The sequence below is a fragment of the Legionella rowbothamii genome (genome assembly GCF_900639985.1).
Lineage (GTDB): Bacteria > Pseudomonadota > Gammaproteobacteria > Legionellales > Legionellaceae > Legionella > Legionella rowbothamii.
This window is the reverse complement of sequence record NZ_CAAAIM010000005.1, coordinates 240,624-261,620: the sequence shown is the minus strand read 5'-3', so window position 1 is coordinate 261,620 and position 20,997 is coordinate 240,624. Positions and strand designations below refer to the sequence as shown.

The window sequence follows — 20,997 nt, the reverse complement described above, 5'->3', positions numbered from 1 at the left end:
GGCAAATCCCGTTGCTGAATTGATATTTATACCCCTGGTATAATGCCATAATGTACTACATCATTAACGGCCCCATTTCTTGAGTTACCATCTGAAACCCAGAAGTTGCCTTTATTATTTAAACCAAATTTTACATGTACATATTCACAAACTTTAACCGTGTCAGCACAATCCACTATTTTTCCGTAGGACTTTTTGCCATCTCCTAAAGTACAGACAAATCGAACCAAAGGCTCGCCTGTAGCCAATGCTGCCCACTGATTAGGAGCAATAGTATGATTGAAGCGAGTAGAATATTCACTGTCTTCATCACGCATTTGATACAAACTTACTGTCTGGGGTAATTTATTGTAAAAGAAGTATAAGGATTGCAAAGCTCCTTCTTTTCCAGGAAAAAGAGTTAACACTTTAAGGCGTTGCTCATGACCCACTGGAGTACACCCTATAGGGAATCGAGCCTCTTCCTTCGCAGCCTTTTGTTGGGCTTCTACTGGATCAGTTTTTTTAGCTTTCGCTGCCTCAAGTTCAGCCGATGATAGTCCAACAAAAAGCATTAAAGAAATTGAGGTGAATTTTTTTAGAGTATTCATCATATTTTCTCACTGTCATTTATTGGACGTACAATCACCACCGTACCCATGAAATTATTACGTTCACTGGATAACTCGACGAAATCACGATTCAACCATTTCGCATCTTCAACAAACATGCGCACACAACCATGACTTGCTCTCACACCTGGAATGTCATCTGAACCATGCAATGCAAAGCCTTTATGGAAATACATGCAATACGGCATCTTAGCTCCCCCTTTACCTATGGGGAATACATCTGAGGTGCATTTTTCATTTTCTTTACTGAAGACACGGAAAATCCCCGTCAAAGTACGGCAAGAACGATTGGAGTCAGAGCATTTATCTCTTCCAGACGAGATAGGTCCCCATTTCACCAGGTTTCCCTGAGCATCATAAGCGCCCCATGCGAGTTTATCTTGATCAACAATAATCTCTTTTTGGTTTTCGCTAGGGATTTTAAGAGGAAATGGAGCAACATCCAACATATTTAGGTATGCCAAATTTTTAGGTACGGCAATGACCTTACCTGCCCAGAGAGGGTTATAAGTTCGATTGATGCGTTGGACTACATCTCGCTGTTGTGGATCTGGAAACAAATTTTCCCAATTTTGCCCTGAGACTATGGTGATGCAATTATATTGCGGGTAGCCACATAATCCTGTACCGTAAAACCCTGCGTTTGCTACGGCACCCATAAGCATCATCAATGCAATTAACATTATTTTTTTCATATGCCGCCCCCTTCTCACTAACTTTTTATTATTTTATGCAAGATTTATGCTTAAATTCTAAGTTACTTTAATTATTCCTATCCTAAAAAAAATGCTTTAGCGATCCCCCGCTATAAGCTTGACTGCATTTTTAGGACTACGAGCATATAGAATAAGTTTAGTACCAATATTGTTACTTTTACCAGTAATTTAGCTTGAGTTTTATAGAAAAAAAATATTGGTTCTAGTAACACGCATTGTCGTAGATGAGAGTCAATGATTTGCTGTTTTTTTTACAGACTGAATGAACAAAAAATATCACACTCTAGTAAAACATACTTAAATTACCATGCTGTCTAATTATAACTTTCCGAATTACCGCGGCTTAACTGCGGTAATTCGGAATATAGTTGTAATCTGCTCCTCCTGATATTGTTACCGCAAGTACATCTTTTGGTTCAGGAACTCCTCATAATAAGCAATCATCTCGTCATGAAGCTCTTTTAAATTTTCTACCTCATAGCACTTTGAATGCGCTTTAGTACGTAAGCGATCGTATCGGCTAATAAAATCATCAAAGTCCAATTTATCATAGCCATCTTCGTCATACTCATGGGCCATTTTCACTTGAGCAATTAAATCTTCTAGCCTGACAAGAGCCTCATCAAACTCTTCCTTACTTCCATAAACAATAGGATCTGGTTCTGTAGACGGGCGTGATTTAAAGAGTAGATAAAGAAGAATTAACCCTATGGGAAGTAAAGTAACTAAACCTATCAGATAAATGGAATCCTGAGAACTTGCCTGTGGCACATTAACTGAGGAACATTCTGGTTGATCAGGAGGACAAATAGCCGACGTATTATTCGGAGCAGCCATACGCTCCTGATAGAAATGAGTGCTTATATTGCTAGTAGATAAAATTTCATCTACTGTAGTTGGGGCACAGTCAGCCAAAGGCGGTACTGGTACCTCGGGTAAAATACGTAACTGCTCAGGCTTTTGAGGCGGAGTTAATCCCTTAGCCTCATACTGCACCGTGACCCACTCATGCATGGATCCCATTAAGCGATTTAATTCTTGCGCCTGATCCGCGATCGCAACAAAGTTTGTCTCTTGAATCGATGGCTTATTTAAATGTTCTAGAATCTGAGCCACACTTTTTTTCAAACCCTGCCTGGTATTCGCAAGCTCAGATGCTGTGGAAGGATATTGCGCCAATATATCCTGATTCTTAATAAAAGTATCTAATTTCTCTTCCTCTGAAGTAAACCATCGTTGGAAAAAAGATAACTTTTGTTCATCCTGAATTGCCTTATGATAGGCTTGCGTATTTTCAAGCAATAAGTCGTCCATCGTTTGGGCGGAAAAATCGACAAAATAATCGAGCTGTTTAAGCAATAATGTTAACTGCTCTTTAAATTGATAAACGGTATAAACCTCACCAGCCTGCCCCAAAAGTCCAATAGTTTGCTCAATGATTTTTTGAAATCGAGCCAATTCATTTAAATCAACAATGGCTTGAGCATAAAGCTGCAATACCTCATCCTCCATGTTGATGAGACTAAAATTGGCACAGTTGCGCAATTCTTCAGGGGACAAACTCAAAGCCGACGTAGACGCTGCAACTGCTTGTGTTTCTTTTTTAGCACACTCTTTAGCTGCCAAGGTTGGATAAGCTTTTAAATCATCCAGTTGCCCACTAACCAAATCTCGGGGATGTGGATTAATTGCATTAGGATTAAACGCAAAATGCGCTCCTCGATTACATTCAGTATAAAGTTGCTGCGTTGCTTTAGATAATTCAACTAAGCGGTCTTTTAATAATTGAGATTCCGCGAGATGCGTTAAATAAGGTTTAACTTCATTATTAATGGCTGCACGTAAATTTGCTAAAAATAACCGATCGGAACCCACTAAGGGTGAGGTATTAGTTTCAATCGCCAGAATATAATGATGCAAATGCTCTAATTCTTTCTTAGTTTGCCCGATATTTGGATTCTGGCTTATTCCTTTCAGAATATTGTTTATATCCAGCATGATAAAATTCATTGGCTGATTTAAATGTTCTGTTCGCAAGTTTTTATTGCGTAACCTTAAATAATCCCCTGTTCGTTGCATCAATTCATATAATTGGGGCCACTGCAAACGCTGAGTGTCAAGAGGTTTTACTAAAAAATCCCCCATTCTCAGAACCTGGCGTGTTTTATATGCCCTTGAGTAAAACCAAGAGTTATCATAAACATTGATCAGCGCTTGTTCATCATCATTAGAAAACCAAGATCCTGAATTGAGAAGGTAATCTGAATGAATTCCTGAATTGGCGCGGATATTTAATACCCATGCCCTTAAGCCCAGTTCTTCATCAGTATAACATGCCTCGGAATACAGCCAAAAACGCGCGCTACTCGGCATTGCTTGGTATGATGTGTAATATTTTTTCTCTCTACCCATGATGCTCACTCCTTGAGACATGTCCTTGAAAAATACACATGAAAAATAGGTTAATTTTAAACCATTCTAATTTGATAACATTCTTTTCAGGAAGATGCAACACACTATCCTAACTCCCCTTCTGACTTTCGCTAGGGTAGCTACAATTTAGGAAATAGTGATGGTAAAATGACGAACATGGAAACCTATTCAAGTACGAACTTCTTAATTAATTGGGATTTGTAATGCGAAGAAATTCTTTAATCATAGCTCTTTTTTTTATTATCATCTCAATGATTACTTATGCAACCGCGCCCAAGACAACTCCCTGTACTCCTAAAGAACGTACGATTGCAATTACCTTAGATGATTTGCCCCTTGAGCACACTCAATTTGAAAAAATAACCCATGCATTAACAAAACATAAGGCTCCTGCTATTGGCTTTGTTATTGCCCAAAATATCAATGAAGAAAGCTTAAAGGACCTTCATGCGTTTTTAGACTCAGGCTTTCTTTTAGGCAACCATAGTTATTCTCATGTTAACTTACGAAAAATATCCGCTGCATCCTATATTGCCGATGTGGATCGTGCAGATAAAATCCTTAGCCCACTCATGACGGGGACCAAATATTATCGTTATCCTTATCTTTCCGAAAGCAGTTTGGCTAAGAAACAAAAGGTCCTCCATTATTTAAAGAAAAACCATTACCGAGTGGCTCCCGTGACTATTGATAGCCGCGATTTCATATTCAATATGAAACTTATTAACGAGATAAGCTCCAATCCAGAACTATTAAATAAGCTACGCCAACAATATTTAGACTTTGTCTGGCAACAAACGATTTTTGCGGAACACAATCAGCGATGCAACTCAACGAAGCAAATTTTACTTCTGCATGCCAATCTTTTAAATAGCTATTTTTTAGATGATTTATTGCAAATGTATGAGCAGCATGGATATCGGTTTATTAGTGTAGAAGAGGCTTTAAAAAAAACTCCGTCCTAAAAATAAGCGTTCAGACTCTATCTATATTACACAGCTATGGATGCCGCGGGCAACCCGCGGCGTCTACGGTTTGATAAAAATGAAAGGATTTTTCAAAGCGTGGCATAATCAAGGTTACCGTTTTAGTTATTGAGTAAGCCCATGACTAAGTTGCGGTTCCTCTCCTGGAGTTAACGTGCGAGGATTATGAAAGAATGAACGCACCGAACCCCACCAAGATTGGGGCTGTCTTTGTGGCCCTGCTGTTTGCTCTTCCTCGTCAAGTTCAACAATACTGAGGGATTCTGGATAAATCCTATCTTGTACTGCTTTAAAACTGGAAAAGACACTCTTTAAGACAATCGGTAAGAGCATTAACATCATAACCATAGTAATCAGATTCGTTGACTCACCAAAAGCTAAATAATTGGTTAATGACTCAACTAAAGCGACCATCATTGCCAAGCCCATGCTGTTAGTAATCAGCCCAGAGGCACTGATATTTTGATTATCCATAGGTAAACCCACGCTTTGCATAATTTCATAGTAAGCAACCCATAGCCAGCTTAGATCAAAGCCCACACTAAGCCAATGTTGCTGATACATTTCTTTTACTGCCTCAGGACCTAATACATTACGCGCCAATTCAAAGCTCATCTTGCTGCTTTTAAGCGTCAACGCCAACATTCCTTTTTCTTGGGAATTAGCTACCCCTGCAAAAAGCTGAATAAATTTACTGCGTTGATCAGCAATATCAAATCGCTCATAAAATGAGCTGTCCGAGCTTGAAAGCCTACGTAATTGCACATCAGTAAGATCGGCCAAGGCGCCAACTCCAGGAGCCAATGAATTATCATCTGCGCAGTGCGCAATTACCGTGTGCGCCTCTTTCATCATCAGCACATCATTACTTCCATCACCATTAGCCATAATGAAAAATTGATTGTCCTTTAAAAAGCGGGCCAAAATACCTTTTCCCTCCGTGCTCATTTCTGCAAAAATAATTACGGGGCGGGCCGATTTTTCACGAAATAATAATTTCTGAAATGCTGCTAACACTGCAGAATTAATCCCAGAAAAAATTACCGTACTCTCTGGAGGAATATGTTCTTCATCCAAGTGAGTGTTATCACTATCCAAATGTTCAGCACGTAAGATGCTAATTTTTTTTGCGTACTGAGGACATAAAACATTAGCAATATTTTCGGCGGCTTTCGTCGTATCCCCCGTAGCAACAAATACTGGCACCTGAATGCTGCGACAGGAACTAATAAAGTGTTCAGCACCTTTTTTAATAGGATTATCAATAATAAACGTTCCATGATGTTGCATGCGTTCCAGCAGCTGCTGATTCATCATGATGAAGGATTCAATTTCTTTTTTCTTATCCTGATCAAAATACTCCTGTAACTGCTTAAATTGCTTTTCGTTAAGTTCCGCTCTCGCAACACACCAATCCCGTGATAAAACGCCTGTACGCGTGTCCATACTGTAATAATCACGAAGCAAAGAAGTATTATCAAAGACACTCGCCTTGGGGATACCACAAAAAACTAAGTAGTGGCTTGAACCGTCACGCACCAAAGTTAAACGCCCACCAAAATTTCGATATAAGCCGAGGTGAAAGGTTTCTATTTCTTTTTTATTCTCATTTAGGGAAATAGTTTTTCTAAAATGGTTATTTCCAAGCACAACAACCTGTAAATTCGATTTTTGATTAAGTAATGAATTAAGTAATTGCAATATAGCATCTTCCTCAGGCTCCATCTCTTTCGGGTTGTTGGTATAAGCCTGACAAAAAAGCTCGAACACTTCAGATAATTGGGTACCGGCAGGTAAAAGACGGAGCTCTTTCTCTTTCAATAAATGCTGTATTTGGGCAGGCATTGAAGTGGTCCATAATCCCAACACATTCATACCATTGGTGGTTAGGGTACCAGTTTTATCAGAAATAATTGCAACCCCTTGAGGAAAGCGATCACGATAATACCCGCTGAGTGCATGACATAAATCGACAATGCGCAGCGCATCAATAGTTTCTAGAGGTTTATCCCCTAGATTTTTATTTACTTGTTTCAATAATTGCCCATTAACCATTTCCCGCAAAAATTGTTCTGAAAAAGGAATCATGGCCTGAAAAACATTGAAGGCGTATTTGGACATTTCCGCAGGTAGCAAGCGTAGCTCGTGTTGTGTACAAACCGCTAATCCAGCCGAGGCCATAAGAGAATGGTACACACTCCTGCGTTTACGATCACCGATAATCTGATTAATTACCGCTACTTTGCGAATATCGTTATTTGATAAAAACTCATCAGCAGGTTTGATTTGAATGAAAAAATTCTTTGCTCCAAACAAATTTAATTTATCCCCAACCATAACCCCTGCTTGCTTGCCATCACGCACCAAACCCAAACTAACTGTTTTATGAAGGCTATCCCATACCGTTTTGGAGTGATGCTCTATCCAGACATCCTCGCCATTTTGTGCTTTCAGGTTCACGCTAAACTTTTGTTGTTCAAGCTCCTCAAGGAAGTACCCTTGTTTATCTTGCTTTAAGGCAACCAGCTCCCCTGAGATTTTAACCGAAGCTAAATCAATCGCCTGGTTGCAAAAAACCAGATCCCCTGTGCGTAATTGATATCCTTGTACCGTAACCCAATGAGCACCCTGCGGGGTAAATTTTAAAACCTGATATTCCTTATGATTATATTCATAGTCGTCTTGAATCATTGCTTGTTGGGCTAAAGACTCTCTAATTGCTGCCGGGGTTAGATCAGCAATTAAAGCAGGAACATTGCGAAATTGTCGCAAAGTGCCTTCCCCTTGCCGGATATTTTCCGCAATAAGACCAAGTTGAAATAAGCGGGGTATGGGCATCAATTCCCTAGCCATGATATGACCAAGTTGAAAATAGAAATTACCAACTGGAGTTAAACCACTAGGGATAGTTGCTGTATCAGAACGTTGGGCTCCTCGATTATGTTGCCATTTTAATAATTGTTTCTGCGCCTTTTGAGTAAGAAACGAAAAACCAGAGGGCACAAATAGAGCACTAGCACCAATGCTAGCAATTAAGGAATAATCTTCGGAAAATTGTTCGCTAGTTAATCGTTGCGTTCCTGCGAAAACAGAATAATACATATAGGTGATGGCCACCACCTCACTAGCAACTGCGGCAGAAAATGCGGCTGTTGATTTAAAGTGTTTGTCGGTGATCCGATTTAGAGCGCTACAGCTTAAAATGGCAGCGCCAAGAATAAATTTATAAATAAAATCATAGTCTTCGCTATCCGTCTGATATTGGCTCATGCCGCGGGTTAGTAATTCGCCAAAAACTAAAGCGATTCCTGAACTTACAACGGGCCATGCGTAGCGCTTGAAATTGCGCCAATCTAAAGAATCCGCCGAAAATGCAAGGCTAATTGCCTTATAGAGTTCTTGTGTCTGAGAGAAAAGAAAATGACCAATATTTTCAATTGTGCTGGTAATGTAATAGGTACGGTCAGGCTCTTCATTTTGTATAAGCCCCACAGATAATGTTCTGCTGGGTTGCTTTACCTGTTTTTGCGTGCGCGGTTTGTTATTGTGTTTTTCGAACATTTTACACATCCATTTATGCAGTTTCTATAACGTAATAGTTATCAAAAAACACGTCATCCTGAGGCGCTTACGGCGAAGGCTCTCCTGAATCGGACTGAATACTAGTCCGAAGATCACTCTACTTGATTCAGGAGATCCTTCACTTCATTCAAAAATGACGTCCCTAACGTAGGCTATTACTCCAACACCTTCGACGATCCGAGTGCCTCATCACCATGATGAAAATAAATTATGATTTTTGGCTATTATTGTGTCAATAGCTGTTTGTTAAAATTTTGTTGTGTTGGAACTAATGAGGGGGATGTCAATTTAACCGATGACTACTTAACCGCTTCTATAAAAATAGGTCGGGTCTCGTAATAGAGCTTCCCTCCATATTTACGCTGGCAAATATGTTCAAATGCATCCAGCATGTCAGCGATAAGCTCACCCTGTAGGGCTTCAGGGATTTTCTTTATGGCTGGCAAAATCAATATTAAATTTTTCATATAATTAATATTAGGAAGAGCTATTCGATAAGTTTTTAAATCCATTTTAACATGCCGAAAAGGGGTCTGACTCACCGCACTCAATACACGATAGAAATAATTTGCATACGGCAGCAGCCTTTGTATGTTGTCATTTGCCACCTCAATATGCCGCCCCCTTTTGGCCAACTCATACCAAATTTGTAAAATACTACTCTCAGAAAAGGAAGAAAAGGTCGCATAAAATCGCCCTTCCATTTTTAAGGCTTGATAAATATTGATAAAAGCAACTTCGATTTTAGTCCACTGCAAACACCAAAAAGACAGCACAAAATCAAACATGTACGCTTGATGGTATTTCTCAATACGTTGAACTTCAAAGGAAAGATTTTTACTCGTCCAATAGTCTTTTGCGTGAGCAATCATTTCTGGAGAATTATCAATAGCCAGAAATTTACTATTCTTATAAGTTTTAGCTAAAAAATTAGTGTATTGGCCATCTCCACAGCCAACATCTAAAATATCTCCAAAAGGATGCACGCTAAAGGTACTGCGAAATTTTTCATTAATTTGCGTCTGAAAATAATTTCCGAGGGCGTATTGCTCAGGATCCCATATCACTCCGTTATTCCAAATCCAGTAAGAATTTTAACTACTATACCGTAAAGCACTAATAATTCGAATCTTTTTAGATAATTAACTATTAATTTTTCCAGCTACAACATCCCGTATTAAGCTACGTCAATACGGGCTACACGTGCCTAAAAAGTACGTTGTTAGTTTGAGAGGGTGGGAGAGGGATTCTGCTCTTCCCCGCCAATCAAAACAAAATCATCATCTTCATCTGTAGTTTCAACTACTAACGATTTGGACACATCAACATCCTGCTCTGGTTTTAGAGACATAGGTTCTAGAGCGTTTTTGATAACCAACTCTCGCTCAGAGTCAGCCTTTTTAGAAACAGCCAATCCTCGTAACGCACTATGTACTGTAGTGAACGTCTTACCCACAATCGTTGATGCCGTTTCTTGAAACGCGCATAAACTCTTATAAGCGGTTGAATTCAGAACCATAGGAACAAGATCACCGTAGGATTTAAAGCCATCTAAGGTATGGGTAACTAATCGATGAAGTTCTTTACTTAAATCTTCATCATTTAGATTTCTTTCCTCTAGATCACGAAAGGCATCTCTTAAATGAATCAGCTTTTGAGTAATAACCGCACGATGAGAGATATCCCCATTGCTTGATTTATGCTGATTGCGTTCGATTGCCAGATTAAGCCAGTGAATCATGTTAGCTTGAAAGTCCTTAGGATTCCCCTCACCATTATTAATCTCTGCTGCCAATGCCGCTCCTTCTCTTTTCAGGGCATAATTTTTAGGCAAAATAAAACGCAGCACTCTTTGTAAAAATCCAGGTTCTTTATTAATGTGCGTTGTTTCTTTTTCTAAATTTGGTTTTAAATCAATGTCTTGCTTTTGGAAGGTAGTTAATTGAGCTCTTATGTTATATAGATCACGTAATTGAACGGCAATCTTGTCTAACCTGTATTGATCTCTGGGTATTTCTGCTTGCAAGTCTTGCTCTTTCCCTTTTAATTTATTTATGGCTATTTGAATAACCGTTTCCACCTTATGCGCCTGCTTTTTAACGACTTCGAAAGGAGCAGGAAGGTCTCTTAATGCCTGTAATTCGTTTAATAGTGTTACTGAGGCCTTGATTTCATATAAGCCCTTCACTCTCTTTAAGCCATTGTGTTCAATAGTTTTTTCCCAGGTGGATGCTTTAAGCAAATTGGGTTGAGAACTAAAACGTATTTCATAAAGAGGAATAATTTGCTTTCCAGAAGGCACACAGACTTCGGTCGAGCGAAACTGAGAAATTGGATCAATATCTTTAGATAAAGCCATGTATGAATCAAAAGGTGCTTGAGGTTGCGTGCGATCTTGCAAGCCTCCTTTTTTCAGCACAATTTCAGGATTACCAACAAAAACCTTACATACCAAAACTACTCGATCTGCAGGCAGGTCAGTCCCTTTTTTCACACAACTACACATCCCACTTTGCTTACATTCAGTACAGGTAGAAAAAGTTGCAGCTTTGGACAATTCCGAAGTGAAATAAATCCCTTTACCCAAGGGTCCATAACCATTCCCCTGAACATATTTGCAGCGCCCTTCATCAAAACCATTTTGCATAATCAACGGGGAAACCTCTGAATTAGTACCATGATAAAGTAACATTTCTCCAGGCTCTAATTGAATATCATCAGTTTGTATAGTCTGTAGCTCTTTGGAAAGAATCCCGGAAATCGGATCAACCGGTTTTTTTAGTTCATCATAACGCTCTTCTAGAGCCGGGTTAGATAATTTCTTAACCTTAGTGATTTGAGTATAATGAGTATCGCCGCCAAAAGTGGGTACATCTCCTTTAATTTCCTTCCATAATTGAGAAAAGAAAGCCCCCCATCCTTTTTCATAAGCAGCACCAAGACGAGAAGGTTCAAAACGCATGGATACTTTTTGTCTATCGATCGCCTGCTGGCGAAATTGCCTATCAAAATCTCCCACCAACTCTTGTTCAAGAAGCTCTGTATGGTTCATTTCAATAGGCAGGCCTTGCTTGACGCTTTTTTCTTTTAAAACAGCAACTAAGTCTCTTTGCGCACTCCTAGGTTTTACACCCAATAAGCATGCCTTTTTAATTGGGTTTTCTGTAATGCATTTTTTTATTTGCTCTAATTCCACTGTATTGATTTGCTTATTTGTTACATCCAAAACACCAGTCACTGAAACCTGTCTTAACAATTCAGCAAAATCGCCCTGTGGGCCTTCATGAATAATTCGATGTGGGTCGAGTTTTACTGCGCGCAACTGCTCCATTGATCTATTTACATCACGTGCGTGTTGTACTTTTAATTTAGGGTTATTCTCTTTATCTTGTTGTGAAAATGTTTCGAATTTAACCCGAGTTCCGGTCATTTTGCACAATTGAGTAGCATGAACCAAAAAGTTAGTGGTCGCGCGCTTCACGTCAATTTTTTTAGAATCTAAAAATTCGCCCAACTCCTCGTCGATTTGTTCACGTACAGGTTCTTGAGGAGGACCAACTTTGCAACGCACCAAATCGGTATGATGACTTAAATCAATGACCCCTTTTAATAAATGGGCTAAGGCTAATTTGTGTTCTCCGGGGAGCTTATCAACTAAATCCTGGTGATTTCCTAATTTGGGTGCATGTGTTCCTACAGCAAACTGCAAGAAATTAACTAAATCTGGATCAAAACCCATTTCCACAGCCACAACCGCAAATAATTGCGCCGAACGTTGGGCATTGGATGGATCATCTTTTCCTGATTTTTCATTGGTTCGACCACTACGACATAAGTAAATAGCCAGTTCCAAGCAAGCTTTGAGCTCATCATTATTATTAATTTCTGTAGCAATAGGTGCATATTCTTGATTGCCATAGTTCTGGATCAAATCCAGATAATTTTGCGCATAAAGACGTTGTCTTACAGCGTGGGTAGTGTCATGATTACGATGATGCACAGTGAAATTATCATGGGTAATATCCACATAGCCGCGAAATAAAGCAGGTACATCAAGGTAGGGTTTGTTGATGTAATTATCAGCTAGTACTTGCCATATTTCTCTTTGATCTCCTTCCCCATCTTGCCAGAAGCGTTTAAAGTCTTGTAAAGGCTCAAGATCAACCTCCATCCTTCTCCCTAAGGTAGAGGATTTTATTGACAAAACAACCGGTGGATTCTTTTTACCTACCATATCAACACTTCACTAAATAAACTTCCATGTGTTAATAATAACAAAGTAAGATTATGGGAAGATTAAGAAGACATCATTCTGGGGCGTTTACGACGAAGGCTCTCCCAAATGAGGTTTAGTGCAAAATTTAGGTGGTCCTTCATTTCATTCGCGATGACTTATGGATTTGAATCACTCAGGATGAAAATAATGAAAAATACGCACAGCCAAATGCTCGCTGATTCCTGGAACCTTGGCAATTTCCTCTAAAGGAGCCTTCGCTAATTCACGGAGCCCACCAAAACGGTGTAATAAAGCTTGCCGACGTTTAGCTCCTACTCCATCAATATCCTCTAAAGAGGATTCCAAACCTCGTTTTTGCCTTTTCTTACGATGCGCCGTAATCGCAAAACGATGCGCCTCATCACGAATATGTTGTAATAAATGTAGAGCCTTCGATTCATCAGGTAAAATGAGCTCTCGTTCCTCATGAACTAAAATCAATTTTTCCCACCCTGCCTTACGTGAGGGACCTTTAGCTACACCTAATAACAACACATCGCAAATATTTAACGACCCCAGCACCCGCTGTGCCACCCCAACCTGTCCTTTGCCCCCATCAATAATTAACAAATCAGGCAAAGATTGCGCCTCAAGCAAACGTTTAAAACGGCGGGTAATGGCTTGCTCCATCGCAGCGTAATCATCCCCCGGAGTAATACCTTCAATATTAAAGCGCCGATATTCGCGTGTATTAGGACCTTCATGATCAAAAACGACACATGAAGCAACCGTCGACTCTCCTTGAGTATGGCTAATATCAAAACACTCCATCCGCTCAATTGGTTTTTTAAGCTGTAAGAATTTTTCTAATTCATTAAAACGAGACCGCATAGTCGAATGCTTGGTCACGTATTCAGCAAGAGAAACACGCAAATTATTCAAGGCAAAATCCATCCAACGCGATTTAGAGCCCCGAGGGTTAACTTGTATCTTACAGATTTTGCCGCGTCTTTGAGTTAACGCTTCTTGCAATGGCTGATGATCCGATAAGGTATGGTTGGTAATAATTAATGGCGGGATGCGCTCTGGCATATCGAGATAATAAAAGCCAATAAAGGCATCAAATGTCTGCTGCCATAACTCATCCATGTCCAACTCTTCATCTAAAGCCTTTGTAGGCATGGATGGGAAGAAACTCTGGCTGGCCAACACTTGGCCTTCACGGATAGTGACACATTGAATGCACGAAAACCCCGGATTAACCTCAATAGCAATGGCATCAGCATCCCCGCTGAGTTGCATCATCCCTTGCTGCTCTTGCACCAAACGCAAGTTTTTAATCTGATCGCGAAGCACCGCGGCTTCCTCAAAGCGCAGCTCCGCGACCGCCTTTTCCATGCTCGCCGCCAATTCATCAAGAATTAATTGGCTTTTTCCTTGTAAGAAACGAATCGCATCTTGAATCGAGCGCTGATAATTTTCCGGGCAAATATAATCCACACAAGGAGCAGTACAGCGTTTAATTTGATATTGCAAACAAGGACGTGAGCGCGCATTGAAAAAACTGTCCCGGCAATTTCGAATTTTAAATACCTTCTGGATGGTTACAATTGTTTCTTTAACTGCGGTAACGCTAGGATAAGGACCGAAAAAATTTCCCGTTAATGGTTTTTTTTTCGAGCGATAAATTTCGATGCGCGGAAAATCAGGATGTTCAGAAATATGGATATACGGATAGGTTTTATCGTCACGCAACAGCACATTGTATTTTGGCCGCAACGCTTTAATCAGATTACTTTCCAATAATAAGGCTTCCGTCTCACTGCGCGTGACCGATACCTCAATGGATGCAATTTGACTGACTAAAGAACGAGTTTTAACCCCAGTATTTTGTTTATTAAAATAACTGTTAACTCTTTTTTTAAGATTCGATGCCTTTCCAACATACAATACCGTACCTGCCTCATCCAGCATTCTATAAATACCAGGACCGCTGGGCAATTTCGTAAGAAACTGCGCCAGTTCTTGAGCGCGATTTTGCATGCTAATCTTCTGATGCTATATCATTTGGGTTTTCGATAATTCCGTGTTTTAACGCTAAGTAGGTCAGCTCGACATCATTTTTAATGCCCAGCTTTTCAAAAGTACGATAACGATATCCATTAATTGTTTTGGTGCTCAGGAATAGTCGGTCACTAATTTCCTGCACAGTCATCCCGCGAGTGATCATTAACATCACCTGCATTTCGCGTTCTGACAGCATGTTAAAAGGTGAACCTTGTACTTCTTCCAAACTGTTAATTGCCATTTTCTGGGCAATCTCCGCACTCAAATACTTTTCACCTTTAGCTACTTTACGTATTGCTGCAGCCATTTCTTCGGCTCCAGACTCTTTAGTGAGATACCCCATGGCACCTAACTGCAAAACACGAGTAGGTAATACATCCGAACACATCGCAGTAACGGCAATTACTTTTACATGAGGATTAGATTTTTTTAAACGGCGAGTTACTTCCCAGCCATCAATACCAGGCATTTTCATATCGAGAAGCACAACATCAGGGCCATGTTGTTTAACCAATGCTAAAGCCTGCTCACCGCTTTCAGCGTCAGCGACTACATTCACATCCGACAAATCTTCAAGTAATCGTCGAATTCCCATTCTAACCAATGCATGGTCATCAACAATTAGTACTTTAATCAAATAATGCTCCTTGACGTACAGCCAATGGACAACGCATGTATGCCGATGTTATCAAGACTATCCCGGCATTACAATACGCTTTATCCCTGGATCAATAAAATCATTTGGCGGGAAAAGATAAAAAAAACTCTCAATTAAGGATTGCACAACCTAACAAGCCCTAATATGGATGTTTGGATTACCTGGATCCACTTCAAATAATGGAGGAAATTCACCTAATTCACGTGTACGCTCTAGTAGCTTGGCGATATCAGATAAAACAAAATCATAAAGAACCTGATAGTTATCAATCACAAAATAGATTGGTTGCAGTCTGTCGATCCGATAAGGCGTACGAAACGCAACTATAGGATCAAAATAAACACGTAATGGAATGTCACTTTCAACACTGTATACAGTTTCGCTAATTGAAGAAAGAATTCCACCACCATAAGCCCTTAAACCTTGAGAAGTGTTAATTAAGCCAAACTCTACGGTATACCAAAACATGCGTTGTAACAAAGGCCAATCTTCTTCTGGGAAGCTTAATACCTTACACGCGTAGTCATGTAAAAAATCGGCATAAATGCTGTCCGTTAACATGGGACAATGTCCAAAAATCTCGTGGAAAATATCCGGCTCTTTTACATAATTTAATTCTTCTTCAGTACGAATAAATGTTGCTACAGGAAAATGTTTCTTTGCCAAGAGCTCAAAAAACTCTCGTGCTGAAATCAAAGCAGCCACAGGCGCAACGGTCCACCCTGTTTTTGCTTTAAGTTTCTGACTCAAATCAGGCAATTGAGGGATGCTCTGTGAAGTAATACCTAAGGTTTGCAACCCCGTAATAAACGCTTCACATGCCCTATTTGGAATTAATTTTATTTGGCGTTCAAACAAAATACTCCAAACTTTATTTTCCTCAGCCGAATAATTAACATATCCCAAAGCATCGGGAACATGTGCAACATAACGGCTTGAAAACTCCATACTTTCTCCTTACTCATATAGGGGACGTTATCCCAAGATAACGTAATTCATCTAACTATTATTATGTACTACGAAACTGATTTGTGCTGCGCTCAATTGAGCAGTCTAGTTCTAGTTCGAGCTTAGCAGATTCATAACTATCTCATTTATTAGGCAATCTGCGCACAAAAGTCAACAACTATTACAGATTTTTCAAATTATACGATACACTCAAGGAATGAATTAGCATTCAAGGAGCACTCACATGACTATAGCCATCTTAGCAACAGGCGATGAAATCGTTCATGGAGATACATTAAATACAAACGGCCATAATTTAGCCCATGCCCTGAGTACCGAGGGTTTATCCTTAGGTTTTCAACTTTCTTGCAGTGATAAAGAAACAGATATTATCCGGTGTTTACAGTTTTTAGCCGCAAATCACGACATTATCATTATCATTGGTGGACTTGGGCCAACTACTGATGATCTAACACGTTTTGCCCTAGCGAAATTTACAGGGATAGAATTAGTAGAGCACACCCAAGCCCTAGAGCATATTAAAGCGCGGTTACAGCATATCAAAATACCCTTAAATCAAGGAAATCGTCAACAATGTCTCTTTCCTACTGATGCCAAACTGCTTCTCAATCCCAATGGTAGTGCTATGGGCTGTTATTATCGCTGGCACGATAAAACATTTATTCTACTCCCAGGCCCTCCTCGCGAGTGTTTGCCAATGTTTAATGACTATGCATTTCCTATGTTGCAAGAAACATCGCACAGTCAGAAGCAAATTCTGAAATGGAAAGTTTTTGGCTTGGCTGAAAGCGAAATTGCCCAAACATTGGAAGAGGCATTAGCCGAAATTGATTGCCAAACTGGCTATCGTTGGGAGTCACCTTATATTGAATTCAAAGTGCGCTGCCGGCAAGACCTGGTAGAACAGATTAAAGCCATTATCGACCCAATTGTGGCACCACATGTAATCAGTGCGGTTGATAAAAAAGCGTCTGATGCCTTACGTGAACTTATCAGCGCGCGCAATGAGTCAATCACGATTATTGATGAAGCTACAGGCGGTTTATTACAAAATATTCTAAGCAAACCCGGTTTGCATCATTTAGTAAATTTTAACGGATTACAAAAAACCAAGCCCTATTTCCACATCACAGGTTTGGAAGATTATTGGCAGAAAAAACCGATAACCGGTACAACGCAATTGACGATTCATTACCATGATGGGCAAAAAGAAGGCACAGAGATTCACACGATTCCCTACCGCACGCCCTCAGTGCGTGAGCATGCGGCAGAATGGTCAAGCTTCAGGATTGTTCAGCTCGTCAATCAATTGCATCAATGAGTAACATAATTGCTGGGTTCCTTGACCACTGATTGCGGAAATAGTGAATACCTTATCCTTCCAATCCAGGCCATCAATTATGGCCTGGATGCGCTCATTACGGCTGGCCTCATCAGGCAGCATATCAATTTTATTGAGTACGAGCCAACGTGGTTTTTGCACTAACTCAGGATTGTATTCCGCCAATTCATTGATAATCGCTTTCGCAGAAGCAACTGGATCACTTTCATCTACAGGAGCGACATCAATTACATGTAACAGCACGCAAGTACGAGACAAATGTTTTAAGAAACGATGTCCTAAACCCGCACCAGTAGAAGCCCCCTCAATAAGTCCAGGAATATCAGCCATAACAAAGCTTTTATGTGAAGAAACACTGACAACACCTAAGCCTGGATGCAAGGTGGTAAAAGGATAATCTGCAACTTTCGCCTTGGAGCTAGAAACAGCTCGAATCAAGGTTGATTTTCCAGCATTAGGCAAGCCAAGCAAGCCAACATCAGCTAAAACACGCAATTCGAGACGTAGATGCCTTGACTCTCCGGGGCTTCCAGGACTGGTTTGGCGGGGAGCACGATTCACACTGCTTTTATAACGGGTATTTCCTAAACCATGGAATCCCCCTTGAGCAATGAGTACGGGTACCCCTACTTTATTAATATCACCAAGTAATTCGCCACTATCAACATCATAAATGAGCGTACCCACGGGAACTTTAATAATTAAATCATCGCCCTTTTTCCCCGAACAATTTCCGCCCATACCCGGCTGGCCATTTCCTGCCTTATAGTGACGCATATAACGAAAATCAATAAGGGTATTTAGATCGCTGCTGGCTTCGAAATAAACGCTACCACCATCGCCACCATCACCCCCATCAGGGCCACCACGGGGAATGAATTTTTCGCGTCTGAAGCTTAAGCAACCATTTCCACCATTGCCGGCATCAACCTTAATAATTGCTTCATCAACGAATTTCATGACATACCTCAAAAATAAAAGAAAATTTTGTTGTCAGGGACAGGGAACATAGTGTGAGCATTAAGGAGTACGAGTGTAACACCCGCAACGTACCTTAACTCGTAGCCCGTATTTAGACGAGGTCGTAATACGGGATGTTGTGACACATATCCCCGTATTACGCTATACGAAATACGGGCTACGTTTTCTGAATCTTAATACACAGTAGCCCGGCTGCAAGCAACCAGGCTACGTATAAAGACAATCGGTGGAACTTAAAAGTTCCTAGTTTGCAGCTTCTTGTTCAGCAACAATAGTCACATACTTACGATTTTTTTCGCCTTTAATTACGAATTTAACCAAGCCTTCAACTAAGGCAAATAAAGTATGATCACGACCAATACCTACGCCTGGTCCTGCGTGAAAACGAGTACCACGCTGTCTTACAAGGATTTCACCTGCATTAACAAACTGGCCACCATAACGCTTCACACCAAGATACTTAGGATTCGAGTCGCGGCCGTTACGAGTACTACCACCTGCTTTTTTATGAGCCATTGCTATCCCCTCTTACTTGCTTATCGCAGTAATTTTAACTTGCGAATAATATTGTCTGTGCCCCATTTGTTTCATATGGTGCTTACGACGACGGAACTTGATGATTTTGACTTTCTTGTGACGGCCATGATCAAGCACTTCTGCTTTTACAGTTGCTTTAGCAACAAATGGCGTACCGCAGACAATTTTGTCACCATCAGCTAACATTAAAACTTCTTCGAATTTAATTTCGTTGCCAACATCTTCAGGCAGCAATTCGATCTTAAGTACATCGCCTTCCTTCACGGTGTATTGCTTACCGCCAGTTTTGATTACCGCATACATAATTTTTCTCCAATTCGCCTGATTGGCTATCACAAATTCAATAAAGTCGCATATTCTATGAAATTATGCCAACGACTTCAAGTGCAATTTCTATTTATGTTCATTTTAAAATATTGTATACTTTGCCACCCTTTCCAGATTTGTTAGCAAAGTCTTTAAGGTACGCAGTTTTTTTGCAACCTTGATTATTTTGGCCAAGAGTAGAGAAATGTCAATATATTCTTGGATCTGGTATTTAATCTGGTCGCGGATTAAGTAAGGGCCATTTAATTTTTGGAGCATATAAATAATGTCAAATATTCTATTAGAAGCAGAAACAAGAACGGATATGGGGAAAGGTGCGAGCCGCCGCCTACGTCGTCTTGAAAATAAAGTACCCGCAGTAATTTACGGCGGAGACAAAAAACCAATGTCTATTCTTTTCCCCCACAACAAAGTAATCAAAGTATTAGAATCTGAGAGTACTTATTCAAGTGTTTTTGATATTACTGTTGATGGAAAAGTAGAACACGTGATTTTAAAAGCATTACAACGCCATCCATACAAGCCTGTAATCATGCATATGGACTTACAACGTGTTTCTAAGAAAGATGTTCTAGTTAAATTAGTACCTCTCCATTTTATCAACGAGCAAAAAGCTCCTGGTATCAAGGCTGGCGGTATGATTAACCACACCATGACTCAAGTTGAAGTTCGTTGCCAAGCTAAAGATCTTCCAGAATTCATTGAAGTTGATATGGCTAAAGTAGCACTTGATGATGTTGTTCATTTATCAAATCTGAAATTACCAAAAGGTGTAAACTTAACTGTTGATGTTACTGATGGTAGCCATGACGCTCCCGTTGTGAGCATCCATATGTCCCGCGCAGGCGCAGTTGAAGAAGGGACAGAAGTTCCAGCATCTGATGTACCTACTGTTGGTTCAGAAGAGAAAGGTGAAGAGTAATTTTTCTCCGCGCTCAGAGTCAGGCATGCCTGACTCTGATTACCTAAAACCCCAAAATCCTAATCCTACCTACTCATCATGGCGATAAAACTTATCATTGGTTTACGTAATCCAGGTCCAGCTTATGAGCATACGCGTCATAATGCCGGTGGATGGCTTACAACAGCCTTAGCGCAACGACATAGCGCTAACTTCAAATTAGAAAAAAAAATGCAGGCAGAGCTGGCTGAGCTCGAGTTGAACAATCATTCAAGCAAATTGGTTTTACCCCTAACATTCATGAATCATAGTGGACAACCAACACGATTAATCAGCCAATTTTATCGCATTCAACCTGAAGAAATACTGGTAGTTCATGACGAATTGGACTTAGCCGTAGGACGAATTAAATTAAAAACCGGTGGTGGACATGGTGGACACAACGGCTTAAGAGACATTATTGCCCAGATAGGCAGCCCCAATTTCCATCGTTTACGTATTGGTATAGGCCACCCTGGACATAAAGACTTAGTGCACCAATATGTGCTCAATAAACCGTCCGCACAGGACAGACAACATATTTATGATGCAATCGATAGAGGGATCGCTACGATGCCCTTACTTTTATCTGGCGATATTTCCAGAGCAATGAATCAATTAAACGCTTAACA

16 protein-coding genes are annotated in these 20,997 nt (G+C 40.2%); 4 read left to right on the top strand and 12 right to left on the bottom strand.

Annotated elements, in window-relative coordinates:
* Positions 1–26: 26 nt before the first annotated feature.
* From E1P08_RS10690 to E1P08_RS10680, 3 genes are all read right to left on the bottom strand, one after another.
* The gene (locus tag E1P08_RS10690) at positions 27–590 is read right to left on the bottom strand and encodes an endopeptidase IV (RefSeq protein WP_165485154.1); all 564 of its coding nucleotides are present in this window, start codon (positions 588–590) and stop codon (positions 27–29) included.
* Complete coding sequence (locus E1P08_RS10685) at positions 590–1,306, bottom strand: L,D-transpeptidase (RefSeq protein ID WP_133137004.1); 717 nt, start codon at positions 1,304–1,306, stop codon at positions 590–592. The genes E1P08_RS10690 and E1P08_RS10685 overlap by 1 nt, the downstream gene beginning before the upstream one ends.
* A 414-nt stretch (positions 1,307–1,720) precedes the next feature.
* A complete protein-coding gene (locus E1P08_RS10680) occupies positions 1,721–3,739 on the bottom strand; it encodes a hypothetical protein (protein ID WP_133137003.1) in 2,019 nt (672 codons plus the stop codon).
* Positions 3,740–3,963: 224 nt separating this feature from the next.
* Between E1P08_RS10680 and E1P08_RS10675 the strand changes: the two genes are divergently transcribed.
* Entirely contained in the window at positions 3,964–4,725 is a 762-nt protein-coding gene (locus E1P08_RS10675; RefSeq protein WP_133137002.1) for a polysaccharide deacetylase family protein, read from the top strand.
* 126 nt (positions 4,726–4,851) lie between these two features.
* On the opposite strand, the gene E1P08_RS10670 is transcribed toward E1P08_RS10675, so the two are convergent.
* The 6 genes from E1P08_RS10670 to phhA form a co-directional block, all read right to left on the bottom strand.
* The gene (locus E1P08_RS10670; protein ID WP_165485152.1) at positions 4,852–8,307 is read right to left on the bottom strand and encodes an HAD family hydrolase; all 3,456 of its coding nucleotides are present in this window, start codon (positions 8,305–8,307) and stop codon (positions 4,852–4,854) included.
* 320 nt (positions 8,308–8,627) lie between these two features.
* Positions 8,628–9,395 carry a class I SAM-dependent methyltransferase gene (locus E1P08_RS10665; RefSeq protein ID WP_133137000.1) on the bottom strand — a complete coding sequence of 256 codons (768 nt, stop codon included), beginning with the start codon at positions 9,393–9,395 and terminating at the stop codon, positions 8,628–8,630.
* Positions 9,396–9,550: 155 nt separating this feature from the next.
* Positions 9,551–12,499 (bottom strand): SidE phosphodiesterase domain-containing protein, encoded by a 2,949-nt coding sequence (locus tag E1P08_RS10660; protein ID WP_165485151.1) that lies wholly within the window; start codon positions 12,497–12,499, stop codon positions 9,551–9,553.
* Positions 12,500–12,733: 234 nt separating this feature from the next.
* Positions 12,734–14,587 (bottom strand): excinuclease ABC subunit UvrC, encoded by a 1,854-nt coding sequence (gene uvrC, locus E1P08_RS10655; RefSeq protein ID WP_133136998.1) that lies wholly within the window; start codon positions 14,585–14,587, stop codon positions 12,734–12,736.
* Position 14,588: 1 nt separating this feature from the next.
* On the bottom strand, positions 14,589–15,248 hold the full coding sequence (gene letA / locus E1P08_RS10650; RefSeq protein WP_133136997.1) for a two-component system response regulator LetA: 660 nt from the start codon (positions 15,246–15,248) through the stop codon (positions 14,589–14,591).
* A gap of 150 nt (positions 15,249–15,398) precedes the next feature.
* On the bottom strand, positions 15,399–16,217 hold the full coding sequence (phhA, locus tag E1P08_RS10645; RefSeq protein WP_133136996.1) for a phenylalanine 4-monooxygenase: 819 nt from the start codon (positions 16,215–16,217) through the stop codon (positions 15,399–15,401).
* Positions 16,218–16,461: 244 nt separating this feature from the next.
* On the opposite strand from phhA, the gene E1P08_RS10640 reads away from it, so the two are divergent.
* Complete coding sequence (locus tag E1P08_RS10640; protein WP_133136995.1) at positions 16,462–17,559, top strand: competence/damage-inducible protein A; 1,098 nt, start codon at positions 16,462–16,464, stop codon at positions 17,557–17,559.
* On the opposite strand, the gene cgtA is transcribed toward E1P08_RS10640, so the two are convergent.
* The 3 genes from cgtA to rplU form a co-directional block, all read right to left on the bottom strand.
* Positions 17,515–18,540 carry an Obg family GTPase CgtA gene (gene cgtA / locus E1P08_RS10635; protein WP_133136994.1) on the bottom strand — a complete coding sequence of 342 codons (1,026 nt, stop codon included), beginning with the start codon at positions 18,538–18,540 and terminating at the stop codon, positions 17,515–17,517. The genes E1P08_RS10640 and cgtA overlap by 45 nt on opposite strands.
* Before the next feature lie 264 nt (positions 18,541–18,804).
* Positions 18,805–19,077, bottom strand: a complete 273-nt coding sequence (gene rpmA, locus E1P08_RS10630; RefSeq protein ID WP_133136993.1) for a 50S ribosomal protein L27 — start codon at positions 19,075–19,077, stop codon at positions 18,805–18,807.
* 12 nt (positions 19,078–19,089) lie between these two features.
* Positions 19,090–19,401: a 50S ribosomal protein L21 gene (gene rplU, locus E1P08_RS10625; RefSeq protein WP_133136992.1), complete on the bottom strand. Its 312-nt coding sequence runs from the start codon at positions 19,399–19,401 to the stop codon at positions 19,090–19,092.
* A gap of 289 nt (positions 19,402–19,690) precedes the next feature.
* Here rplU and E1P08_RS10620 point away from each other — a divergent pair, with 289 nt between their 5' ends.
* Both E1P08_RS10620 and pth read left to right on the top strand, forming a co-directional pair.
* Complete coding sequence (locus tag E1P08_RS10620) at positions 19,691–20,347, top strand: 50S ribosomal protein L25/general stress protein Ctc (RefSeq protein WP_133136991.1); 657 nt, start codon at positions 19,691–19,693, stop codon at positions 20,345–20,347.
* 78 nt (positions 20,348–20,425) lie between these two features.
* Positions 20,426–20,995 carry an aminoacyl-tRNA hydrolase gene (gene pth, locus E1P08_RS10615; RefSeq protein WP_133136990.1) on the top strand — a complete coding sequence of 190 codons (570 nt, stop codon included), beginning with the start codon at positions 20,426–20,428 and terminating at the stop codon, positions 20,993–20,995.
* Positions 20,996–20,997 lie beyond the last annotated feature (2 nt).

Bases quoted from the DNA above. Each gene is read 5' to 3' on its own strand.
- E1P08_RS10690 (WP_165485154.1), bottom strand. From the start codon at position 590: ATGAATACTCTAAAAAAATTCACCTCAATTTCTTTAATGCTTTTTGTT.
- E1P08_RS10685 (WP_133137004.1), bottom strand. From the start codon at position 1,306: ATGAAAAAAATAATGTTAATTGCATTGATGATGCTTATGGGTGCCGTA.
- E1P08_RS10680 (WP_133137003.1), bottom strand. From the start codon at position 3,739: ATGGGTAGAGAGAAAAAATATTACACATCATACCAAGCAATGCCGAGT.
- E1P08_RS10675 (WP_133137002.1), top strand. From the start codon at position 3,964: ATGCGAAGAAATTCTTTAATCATAGCTCTTTTTTTTATTATCATCTCA.
- E1P08_RS10670 (WP_165485152.1), bottom strand. From the start codon at position 8,307: ATGTTCGAAAAACACAATAACAAACCGCGCACGCAAAAACAGGTAAAG.
- E1P08_RS10660 (WP_165485151.1), bottom strand. From the start codon at position 12,499: ATGGAGGTTGATCTTGAGCCTTTACAAGACTTTAAACGCTTCTGGCAA.
- uvrC (WP_133136998.1), bottom strand. From the start codon at position 14,587: ATGCAAAATCGCGCTCAAGAACTGGCGCAGTTTCTTACGAAATTGCCC.
- phhA (WP_133136996.1), bottom strand. From the start codon at position 16,217: ATGGAGTTTTCAAGCCGTTATGTTGCACATGTTCCCGATGCTTTGGGA.
- E1P08_RS10640 (WP_133136995.1), top strand. From the start codon at position 16,462: ATGACTATAGCCATCTTAGCAACAGGCGATGAAATCGTTCATGGAGAT.
- cgtA (WP_133136994.1), bottom strand. From the start codon at position 18,540: ATGAAATTCGTTGATGAAGCAATTATTAAGGTTGATGCCGGCAATGGT.
- rpmA (WP_133136993.1), bottom strand. From the start codon at position 19,077: ATGGCTCATAAAAAAGCAGGTGGTAGTACTCGTAACGGCCGCGACTCG.
- rplU (WP_133136992.1), bottom strand. From the start codon at position 19,401: ATGTATGCGGTAATCAAAACTGGCGGTAAGCAATACACCGTGAAGGAA.
- E1P08_RS10620 (WP_133136991.1), top strand. From the start codon at position 19,691: ATGTCAAATATTCTATTAGAAGCAGAAACAAGAACGGATATGGGGAAA.
- pth (WP_133136990.1), top strand. From the start codon at position 20,426: ATGGCGATAAAACTTATCATTGGTTTACGTAATCCAGGTCCAGCTTAT.